The 8,889-nt window shown below is 71.4% G+C and carries 4 protein-coding genes and 1 pseudogene; 3 read left to right on the top strand and 2 right to left on the bottom strand.

Features of this window, described 5'->3' with window-relative positions; genetic code table 11:
* Nucleotides 1–504: pseudogene (locus ACFVX4_RS40495) on the top strand (alpha/beta fold hydrolase); the annotation flags it as partial.
* Nucleotides 505–852: 348 nt separating this feature from the next.
* Here the strand turns inward: ACFVX4_RS40495 and ACFVX4_RS40490 are convergent.
* A complete protein-coding gene (locus tag ACFVX4_RS40490) occupies nt 853–1,092 on the bottom strand; it encodes a hypothetical protein (protein ID WP_389988043.1) in 240 nt (79 codons plus the stop codon).
* Between the two features lie 233 nt (nt 1,093–1,325).
* Nucleotides 1,326–2,024, bottom strand: a complete 699-nt coding sequence (locus ACFVX4_RS40485) for a hypothetical protein (RefSeq protein WP_389988040.1) — start codon at nt 2,022–2,024, stop codon at nt 1,326–1,328.
* Between the two features lie 557 nt (nt 2,025–2,581).
* On the opposite strand from ACFVX4_RS40485, the gene ACFVX4_RS40480 reads away from it, so the two are divergent.
* A complete protein-coding gene (locus ACFVX4_RS40480; RefSeq protein WP_389988037.1) occupies nt 2,582–2,722 on the top strand; it encodes a hypothetical protein in 141 nt (46 codons plus the stop codon).
* A 146-nt stretch (nt 2,723–2,868) separates the two neighbouring features.
* Entirely contained in the window at nt 2,869–8,859 is a 5,991-nt protein-coding gene (locus tag ACFVX4_RS40475; RefSeq protein WP_389988034.1) for a beta-ketoacyl synthase N-terminal-like domain-containing protein, read from the top strand.
* Nucleotides 8,860–8,889: the final 30 nt, after the last annotated feature.

The raw sequence follows: 8,889 nt of genomic DNA, 5'->3' as shown, positions 1-8,889 counted from the left end.
CTGGCCGCCTGGCCGCCTGGCCGCCTGGCCGCCTGGCCGCCTGGCCGCCTGGCCGCCTGGCCGCCTGGCCGCGGTGCTCGACGAGCTCGCCCTTCGTCCGGTCACCGTGGTCGGGCACTCCAGCGGTGGATACATCGCCACCGCGCTTACCGAACAGCGCCCTGACCTGGTCGGTTCGCTCGCACTGATCAGCAGCGGCCCGAGTCCCGACGCGCTCCTTCCGCAGCCCGTCCTCCTTCGGATGCTGATTGCCCCGCCGCTGGGCCCGCTCCTCTGGTCGATCCGTTCGGACGCGATGCTCCGCAGGGGGGTGGCCACAGTATGCACCGCCCGGTGGACGTCCCTGACGACCTGGTCGCCGAGGTCCGGGACATCGGCTATCTCACGTTCAGGACGGTGCTGCGCCGAAACACCGCGTACATCGCCGAGCGGAGCGTGCCCGAGCGCCTCGCCGCCCTCGACGTCCCAGTCCTGGTGATCTTCGGCGCTGCCGACCGCCGCTGGGGATCGCCGACCTGCCGCCGTCGCCGTCGCCGTGTGCATTTCGTCAGGTCCCGGCGAAGTGAGCACAGATGCCACGAACGGAATAGGCGGCGGCCCTCAGTACGTGCCCGGATGAGAATCGGACAGCACGAACGAGAACAGGTGGGAATCCAACAGCTTCAATGCGACAGGACACCAGGGGTCTCAGTTTCGTGCAAATGGCAAGCTGAGAGCCTGTAATTGATGTGACAACTCGCGGCTCGTGACGCAGAGCGTTGCACTGACCAGCGGATACTCGAGCTGTTTCATCCGGCGGCCGGGTGCTCGTGTCTCGGGAGGGGTGGCATTTCCTCCCGCCCGCTTCTGGAGTCATGACGTCTGGGCGGCGATCTGCTGGCGAGCGATGTCCCCGGTCTCCCTGAGCTCGTGGAAGGCCAACTGCTCCGAGGCATGGCCTTCCCGCTCTGAGACGAGAAGTTCAGCGGTGACCCCGTACCTGCGGTCGTACTCGTCGAGGCAGCCCGCGCCGTAGGCCCGCTGCCATTCTTCGAGGCAGGCCGCTGCGATCGGGGTCAGCTCAGGCCCTTCGAGCTCGATCTGCCGAGTCACCAGGCTTTCGGTATCGACCTCGAAGCAGAACCAGGTGTCTTTCTCGTCCCGGTAGCAGCGCATCCATGTGGTTCACCGGTCAATGACGACGGCGCTGGCGGCTGTCACGGCTGCCTCGCCGAAGGAGGCCCAACTCCTCGCGCCCCCTCGAAGTGCATCTGTCAGATGGCGAAGCGTGTGGGCTGCGAGACGGCCCGGCCCGGTGTGAGGCCACCGCACAGCCGGGCAGGCGCTTACAGGTGGGAGCTGATCACACCGCCGTTGCTGAGCACGATGTATACGCCGTTGGCGTCGAGCCCGGTGTCGTGCTGGTTCGCCTCCATCGTGGCCTCCACCGCGCCCTCGTTGCCGAGGATCTGCGCGCGGTACCGCAGCTCGCCGATCTTCGTGACCTTGGCCGTCCAACCGCCCGCGAGCTTGAAGGTGCCCGGTCCGGAATGTCCGCCGCCCATCCAGGAATGCACCTCGCCGCTCAGCGTGAGCACGACGAACATGTCGTTGGCGTCGAGCCCGGCGTCCTGCCCCTTCGTCTCCAGCGTGGCCAGAACCGAACCGCGGCTGACGATCTTGGCGCGGTAGTGCTGGTCACCGAGCTCGTAGATCTCGGCCTTGCTGCCGTCCGCCAAGGTCTGGGTGCGGACCGGGGATGCCGCCTTGGCCGCGGCGGCCACGGCGGCCGGTGCGGTGGCGCGGTGCGCGGCGGACGTCCCGGTCTGCACGCTGATCTGGGCCTTGTCTGCGCTGGTCTTGGCGCCGTCGGGCGCTCCACCGTTACCGGTGGAGCTGGAGGCGGAGCTGGAGAACTTCTTCTCCGCGCCGGCGGCAGCGTCGTTGCCCCCGCTCTGGCAGGCGGTCAGCGAGAATGCCGCAGCGGCGGCGACGGCCACCAGGCCGGCGGAACGGGCGGTACGGCGAGCACGGCGAGTGGTCATTGTTGAAGCCCCCATGGGATATCAGGATGCGGCGCCTGCACTTGCTCCCGCAGGGCGGCCGGCCGGATCTGCTGTTCGTTACACCCCGTGAGATGGCACCCGGGCAGGAGTCGTTCACCGAGTTCTTGTCCGCACTTGGTAACAACGGAACTGGGCGCCACCGCGCGAGTCCTCAAGTCCCTGAGCCGCGCCATTGCTTGAGGCTATAGAAGCAGCAGTCGACGCGTGCCTCGACGCGGACGAGCATACGATCGAGCGGAACATCAGCCCAGAGCCGGTCCTCGGCGGCTTCGCCTCCGCCTGGACGGGGACCGGTGGTCGAACCACACTCGCCGACCTGCTCCACGCCGCCGCGATCGACGAGGCCCCTTCGAGAAGGCGCCGGGCGCGGCCGGAGCGCGGTGGGTACTGCTGCGCCTGGTCGGCAAGGTCCGCTACGCGACCAGCCCCGGGGGGACTGCTGCTACTCCCCCCTCGCGAGGAGGGCGCGAACTGTTCAGCGGCAATGGAAGAAGCGGGAGGTCCGCTGCCGCCACCGCGCCGTGCGGGATGGCGCGGTGGCGGCAGACGTCACTGTCACAGAACTGATCACGCCGGCCGTCGGTATCGCCCTGACCACGGAGCACCACCCCGCCTCCGCCAACCGGACGGACCGGCCGTTCCGGCCGGCCGTGGCGGGACTGAGCCCGCAGAGCTGAACACGGCACACGACCACCCTGTTCGATGGAATTCGATGGAAACGGAAAGCGAGCCGTACCCCGTCGGCGTCGACCCGTCGCCGGGAGGCAACCTGGTACACCGTGCCGTCGTCCTCAACTGCGGGTCATCTCAAGGAGGTCATGCGGTGAGTAGGCACGCCGACATCGTCAAACCACTGTCGGAACTGCTCGGGCACCACGCCCGGCGCCTCGGGGACAAGATCTGTTTCGAGGACCGGCTCAGGCGTGTGACCTACCGGGAGCTGGAACGGAGGACCGCACGGCTGGCCGGTCACCTGGCTGGACTCGGTCTGGCGCGCGGTGACCGGGTGGCCGTACTGCTCGGCAACCGTGTCGAGGCGGTCGAGAGCCTGCTCGCCGTCACCCGGGCGAGCGGCGTGGGCGTACCTCTGGACCCCGGGAACTCGGAGGATGAGCTGACCCGCTTGCTGGACGACAGCGGGGCACGGGTGCTCATCACCGATGACGCCTGCCTGACGCGGCGGCGAACGCTGCCGTTGCGACCCGGGTTGACTGTGGTGGTGGCCGAAGGCGGCGCCGAGGACGGGGCCGGGAACTCGCCTTCGTGCGCGGACCGCATGGAGCCGGCGGACGGGGCCGGCGGAGCCGGGGGCCGGCCCGCCGGGGTCGCGGGCGCGGGCGGCGTTCTGCGGTTCGAGGAGTTGGCGGGTACGGAGCCGCGGACGCCGGCCCGGGATGATCTCGCACTGGACGAGGTGGCATGGCTGCTCTACACCTCGGGCTCCTCCGGCACGCCCAAGGGCGTCCTGTCCACCCAGCGCAACCGCCTCGCGCCGGTCGCGACGGGCCTTGTCGGTGTCCTGGGCCTGTCCGAACGGGACCATGTGCTGTGGCCGTTGCCCCTCCATCACGCGATGAGCCAGATTGTGTGTTTCCTCGGGGTGACCGCAGTGGGGGCGAGCGCGGTGCTGCTGCCCCGGTTCTCGGTGGCGGGGGTGCTCGGCGAACTGCGGCGTGGGGACGCCTCGTTCACCTTGCTCGGCGGAGTTCCGACCACGTATTCGGCGCTGCTCGACGCGGTCCGGGGCGAGGAGAGTGGTGAGGACGGCGGCGGTCTCGGCGCCCCCGCGCTGCGGGGTTGTGTCAGTGGTGGCGCCGCGGCGGGGCCCGGGTTCCGCGAGTCCTTCGGGGCGATCTGCCGTGTGCCTTATCTGGAGCACTACGGCAGCACGGAGGCGGGCCCGGTCACCATGCCGACGCCGGGCGAGGAGTCGACGTCCGGGGCGTGCGGCCGGGTGCTGCCCGGCGTCCGGGTCCGGGTTGGCGGGGGCCCCGATGGCCGGGACACGGGCGAGGGCGAGTTGTGGGTCAGCGGGCCGGGGGTGATGGCCGGCTACCACGGCAGGCCGGAAGCCACCGCGGAGGTACTGCGCGACGGCTGGTTCCGCACGGGTGACCTGGCCAGGATCGATGCCTCCGGCGGACTGGCCATCACCGGCCGGGCGAGTGATCTGATCATCCGGGGCGGGGTGAACATCCATCCTGCGGAAGTGGAGGCGGTGCTGCGGCGGCTGCCGGGGGTGGCGGACGCCGCCGTGGCCGGACGCCCGCACCCCGTCTTCGGCGAGGTGCCGGTCGGCTATCTCGTAGCCGAGCCCGGCGGCGTGCTGGACAGGGGGCGCATCCTCGCCGCCTGCCGTGCGGAACTGTCCGGCTTCAAGGTGCCCGCCGAGCTGTTCGTGGTGGAGGACCTTCCCCGTACCGCCTCCGGGAAGACCCTGCGGCGGGACCTCGCCGGCCTGCCGGCACGGGCGCTGAGCGCGGAGGCCGCCGGGAAGCCGTCGGAGGACCTGCTGGCCCTGGTGCGGGGCGAGGTGGCGGCCGTGCTCGGCTGTACGGCTCAGGCGGTGGAGCCGAGCACGGCGCTGCGGGACCTGGGTATGGATTCCCTGACGGCGACGGTGCTGCGGGAGCGGTTGTCGGCGGTGACCGGCCTGCCGCTCTCCGAGGCCGTCGCCTTCGACTTTCCCACGGCCGCAGCGCTCGCCGCCCACCTCGGGGAGCGGAACGCCGCCGCGCCGGCCGACGCCGGGTCCGTGGACCGGAGTGCGGCCCGGTCGGACGACGATCCCGTGGTGATCGTGGGGATGGCTTGCCGCTATCCCGGAGATGTGACCTCTCCCGAGGAGCTGTGGCGGCTGGTGGCCGACGGGAAGGACGCCATCAGTCCCTTCCCCACCGACCGGGGCTGGGACGTCCGGGCGCTGTACGACCCGGACCCCGGACGGCCCGGACGGACGTATGTGCGCGAAGGGGGTTTCCTCTCCGGTGTGGACCGCTTCGACCCCGGCTTCTTCGGTATCTCGCCCCGCGAGGCGTTGGCCATGGACCCGCAGCACCGGCTGCTGCTCGAAGTGGCGTGGGAGGCGTTCGAGTACGCCGGTCTCGTCCCCAGCACTCTGCGCGGCTCGGCGACCGGGGTGTACGTCGGGCTGATGTACAGCGACTACGCGCGGCGCCTGGCAAGGACGCCCGAGCATGTCGAGGGGTACCTCGGCCTCGGCAACGCCGGAAGCGTCGCCTCGGGTCGTATCGCGTACGCCTTCGGCCTCGAAGGCCCGGCCATCACCGTGGACACGGCGTGTTCCTCGTCCCTGGTGGCCATGCATCTGGCGGCCCAGGCGCTGCGCCGGGGTGAGTGCGCTTTCGCGTTGGCCGGTGGCGCCACGGTGATGTCGGGGCCCTCGTCGTTCGTGGAGTTCAGCCGCCAGCGGGCGCTGGCGCCGGACGGCCGCTGCAAGGCGTTCGGTGCGTCCGCCGACGGCACGGGGTGGGCCGAGGGTGCTGGAATGCTGCTGTTGAGCCGGTTGTCCGAGGCGCGCCGCGCCGGGCTTCCGGTACTGGCCGTGGTGCGTGGGTCGGCGGTGAACCAGGATGGGGCGAGCAATGGGCTGACCGCACCGCACGGGCCGGCGCAGCAGCGGGTGATCCGGCAGGCGCTCGCGGACGCGGGGCTGAACCCTGGGGATATCGACGCTGTGGAGGCGCACGGCACCGGCACCCGGCTGGGGGACGTCATCGAGGCGGAGGCCTTCTTCGCGACGTACGGGCGGCAGGCGCGGCAGAGTCCTCTCCGGTTGGGCTCGGTGAAGTCGAACATCGGTCATACCCAGGCCGCTGCCGGAGTGGCCGGTGTGATCAAAATGGTGCAGGCGATGCGGCATGGTGTGCTGCCGCGTACGTTGCACGCCGATGAGCCGACGCCCCGTGTCGACTGGTCGTCGGGGCGGATCTCGCTGCTGACCCGGGCGGTGGAGTGGCCTGCGACGGATCGCCCGCGCCGGGTGGGGGTGTCGTCGTTCGGGATCAGTGGCACCAACGCCCACGTGGTGCTCCAAGAGGCTCCGGGTGGCGAGCAGGCCGCGTCGCTGTGTGCCGTGGCGGACGGCGGGGCTGCGAGGGGCCGTGTCGGGCCCGAAGTGGTGCTGGAGGGTGCGGCGCGTCCCGGGCGGGCCGCGGTGGCCCTTCCGGTATCGGCGAGGAGCGTGCCGGGGCTGCGGGCCCAGGCGCGACGGCTGTACGACCATGTGGTCGCTGCTCCTGACGCGTCCCTGGTGGATATCGGGTACTCGCTCGCCACCACGCGTGCGGCCTTGGAGCACCGGGCCGTGGTGGTGGCCCGGGAACGTGCCGAGCTGCTCGGCTCCCTGCGGGCTGTGGCGGAGGGCGACGGCCGGTCCGGAGTGCACACGGGCACGTCCCGCCATCACGGCCCATCGGCCTTTCTGTTCACCGGTCAGGGCAGTCAACGTGTCGGCATGGGCCGTGAATTGTACGAGTCGCGGGATCTCTATCCGGCCTTCACCGGTTCGTTGGACGAGTGCAGTGCCCTGCTCGACCCGCTGCTGCCGGTGCCTCTGCGGGACGTCATGTTCGCCGCGCCAGGTACGGAGACGGGCGCGTTGCTGGATACGACCCGGTTCGCGCAGCCGGCGCTCTTCGCTCTGGAGACGGCGTTGTTCCGGCAGTTCGAGGCGTGGGGGGTACGCCCCGGTCTGGTGGCCGGGCACTCGGTGGGCGAGGTGGCTGCGGCGCATGTCGCCGGGGTGCTGTCCCTCGCGGACGCGTGCACGTTGGTGGCGGCCCGGGGCCGGCTGATGGACGCGCTGCCTTCGGGCGGCGCGATGGCGGCCGTGGCCGCCGGCGCGGACGAGGTGGCTGCCCACCTCTCCGGGACCGGGTGTGCGGTGGAGATCGCCGCGATCAACGGGCCTGCCTCGGTGGTTGTCTCCGGCGACGAGTCGGCTGTGCGGGAGGTGGCCGCGTACTTCCGGGAACGGGGCCGTTCGGTGACGCCGCTGCGGGTCGGTCATGCCTTCCATTCCGCTCGGATGGAGCCCGTGCTGGCCGAGTTCGTGGACGTGGTCCGGCGGCTGTCCTTCGCCGCGCCGCGGCTGCCTCTGATCACCGCTGTGCCGGGCCGGGCGGCCACCGCCGAGGAGGTGTGCACGCCGGAATTCTGGGTGGACCATGTCCGCCGTCCGGTTCGCTTCGCCGATTCGGTGGCGTACCTGGGTGAGCAGGGCGCGGCACACTACGTCGAACTGGGGCCGGACGGGGTACTCACCGGCCTGGTACGTGATTGCCTTGCCGTGTCCGGGCCATCCCCGGCCGACCCGGACACGGGCGAGGTGGGCGGCGGCGAACGGGGCCCGGTACCACTGGTTCTGCCGACACTGCGCGGGAAGCGGCCGGAGGCGGATGCCTTGCTCGACACGCTGGCCGCGCTGCATTCCCATGGCGTTCCCGTCGACTGGCGGGCTGTCCACGCCGGGAGCGGCGGGCGGCGCGTCGCACTGCCCACGTATGCCTTCCAGCGCCGCCGGTACTGGCTGGAGACCGACCCGGAGCATCCGCCCGTGTCCCCGACTGCCGCGCCCGCCCATCCGTTCCTGCGGTCGGGCACCCGCACGGCCGACGACGACGGGCTGCTGCTGAGCGGGTTGCTGTCGGTGCAGGACCAGCCGTGGCTTGCCGACCATGTGGTGGCTGGGGAGATCTTGCTTCCGGCGACTGCTTTCGTCGAAATGGCCCTGCACGCCGGTGAGTTGGCTGGCGCGGACGTCCTGGACGAGCTCGTTCTGACCGCGCCGCTGCCGTTGCCCTCGGACGGTGCTGTCGCCTTGCAGGTGAGGGTGGCGGGGGCGGACGACGCGGGGCGGCGGGCTGTGCTCTTCCACTCCCGGCCACATACTCCGACGGGTGATGAGCCCTGGCTCCGGAACGCCGTCGGCACTCTTTCGCCGGCGCAGCCGCCTGCGGACCGGGGAGCAACCGCAGGCGAGACCGGCGGCATGCCCCGGCCGGACGCGTCCTGGCCGCCGGAGGCGGCAATCCCACTGCATGCCGACCGTCCGGGGACCGGACCGTATGAGCAACTGGCCGCCGACGGGCTGCGTTACGGCCCCGCATTCCGGGGCATGCGCGCCGCCTGGAGGCACGGGGAGGAGTTGTACGCGGACATCGCGCTGCCCGAAGCGGCCCGGACTCCGCGCCGGGAGGCGGACGGCCCGGAGTTCGTCCTGCATCCCGCACTGCTCGACGCGGCGCTGCACGCCCTGGCCCTGGACAGCCTTGTCGCGAACGGTTCCGGGGCAGCCGATCCGGCGGCCGGCGGGTTGTCCCTGCCGTTCGCCTTCAGCGGGGTGCGCGTGCACACCACGGGTGTGCAGCGCTTGCGGGTACGGGTGGCCCCTGGGCCGGACGGTCAGGCCGGAGTGGAGCTGGCCGACGAGACGGGCTCACCGGTGGCGACGGTCCGTTCGCTGGCGCTCCGGCCTCTTCCGCGTACCGGCTCAGCGACGGCGGACGCAGTCACCGGTATTCTCCACCGAACGGCCTGGGTGGCGTCGGCCGAGCCGTCCACACCCGTGGTAATGCCCCGTTGGGGAGTTCTGGGCTCGGCGGGCACACGGCTGGTGGACGCTCTCGCGCCGCCGGGTTCCGGCGTCCCGGTGTACCCCGGCCCGGCGGCGTGCGATGCGTCGTCGGTCGTCGTCGTGGCACCGTGGCCCCCCCCAGGCCCCACCCGCGGCGGGGACCACCCACGCTTCCGTCTTTCTTCTGAAACGGAACGGGGGTTGAGGGCCCTCTAAGAGTGGCCCCCCCAGCCCCCCCCCTCCCAC

Source organism: Streptomyces sp. NPDC058240 (assembly GCF_042882135.1).
In the GTDB taxonomy this organism is placed as follows: domain Bacteria; phylum Actinomycetota; class Actinomycetes; order Streptomycetales; family Streptomycetaceae; genus Streptomyces.
Note: the sequence above shows the minus strand (reverse complement) of the source record. Positions and strands in the feature narration are given on the sequence as shown.